1 protein-coding gene is annotated in these 1,379 nt (G+C 71.4%); it reads left to right on the top strand.

What is annotated here, in order from left to right; all coding sequences use genetic code 11:
- Positions 1 to 1,379, top strand: a 1,379-nt coding sequence (locus G3N98_RS39245; protein WP_206151121.1) for an acyl-CoA dehydrogenase family protein, incomplete at both ends; no start/stop codon positions are given.

The following is a 1,379-nucleotide window of genomic DNA, read 5'->3' as shown; positions in this document are numbered from 1 at the left end:
TCGCCCGCGCGGGCGCCGACTGGGCCGTGCCGCAGCTCGACGCCTACGGCGCGCGGCTCGGCAGCGCCGACACCGCGCGCCTCGCCGACGAAGCGAACCGCCACACGCCGGAACTGCACACCTTCGACCGGCGCGGCCGGCGCGTCGACCGCGTCGACTTCCACCCGGCGTGGCATACGCTGCTCGGCCAGTACCGCCACGAAGGCTTCGTGTCGCTCGCGTTCCGCGACACGCGTCGCGGCCGCTGGGCCGCGACCGCGGCCGGCTTCTACCTGCATGGCCAGATCGAGGCCGGCACGCTGTGCCCGGCGACGATGACGCAGGCCGCGATTCCCGTGCTGCAGAAGGAGCCCGCGCTGTGGGACTTGCTGCGCGACAAGCTCTACAGCAACGACTACGATCCGCGCGACGTGCCGGTCGCCGACAAGCGTTCGATCTGGTTCGGCATGGGCATGACCGAGAAACAGGGCGGCTCCGACGTGCGCGCGAACACGACGCTTGCGACCGCCGTCGGCACGGGCGGCCGCGGCGGCGAATACCGGCTGCGCGGCCACAAGTGGTTTTTCTCGGCGCCGATGTGCGACGCGCACCTCGTCGTCGCGCGCACCGAAGCCGGCAGCCCGTCGTGCTTCTACGTGCCGCGCTGGCGGCCGGACGGCACGAAGAACGCGGTCGAGATCCAGCGGCTGAAGGACAAGGTCGGCAACCGCAGCAACTCGAGCAGCGAGATCGAGCTGAACGACGCGTGGGGCATCATGCTCGGCGACGAAGGCCGCGGCATCCCGACCATCATCGAGATGGCCACCTACACGCGGCTGAACTGCGTGCTCGGCAGCGCGGCGATGCTGCGTCAGGGCGTCGTGCAGGCGATCGCGTACACGCGCCAGCGCCACGCGTTCGGCCGCGCGCTCGCCGAGCAGCCGCTGATGCGCACCGTGCTCGCCGATCTCGCGCTCGAGAGCGAAGCCGCGCTGTCGCTGTCGATGCGTCTCGCCGACGCGTTCGAGCGCGACGACTCGCCGCGCGAACGCGCATGGAAGCGGATCGTCACGCCCGCGGCGAAATTCTGGGTGTGCAAGCGCGCGGTCGAGCTGACCGGCGAGGTGATGGAAGTGTTCGGCGGCAACGGCTACGTCGACGACGGCCCGATCGCGCGGCTGTTCCGCGAGGCGCCCGTCAACTCGATCTGGGAAGGCTCGGGCAACGTGATGTGCCTCGACGTGCTGCGCGCGATATCGCGCGAACCCGACGCGGCCGCCGCGCTGTTCGCCGAACTCGCCGACCTCGGTGCGGGCGAACCGCGCATCCGCACGGCGCTCGATGCGCTGCGCGCGATGCTCTCGTCGCCGGCCGACACGCTCGAGGCGTCGGGCCGCGTA

The sequence above is a fragment of the Burkholderia sp. Tr-20390 genome (assembly GCF_017104595.1).
In the GTDB taxonomy this organism is placed as follows: domain Bacteria; phylum Pseudomonadota; class Gammaproteobacteria; order Burkholderiales; family Burkholderiaceae; genus Burkholderia.
The sequence above is the reverse complement of the archived record's forward strand: the minus strand, read 5'-3'. Positions and strand labels throughout refer to the sequence as shown.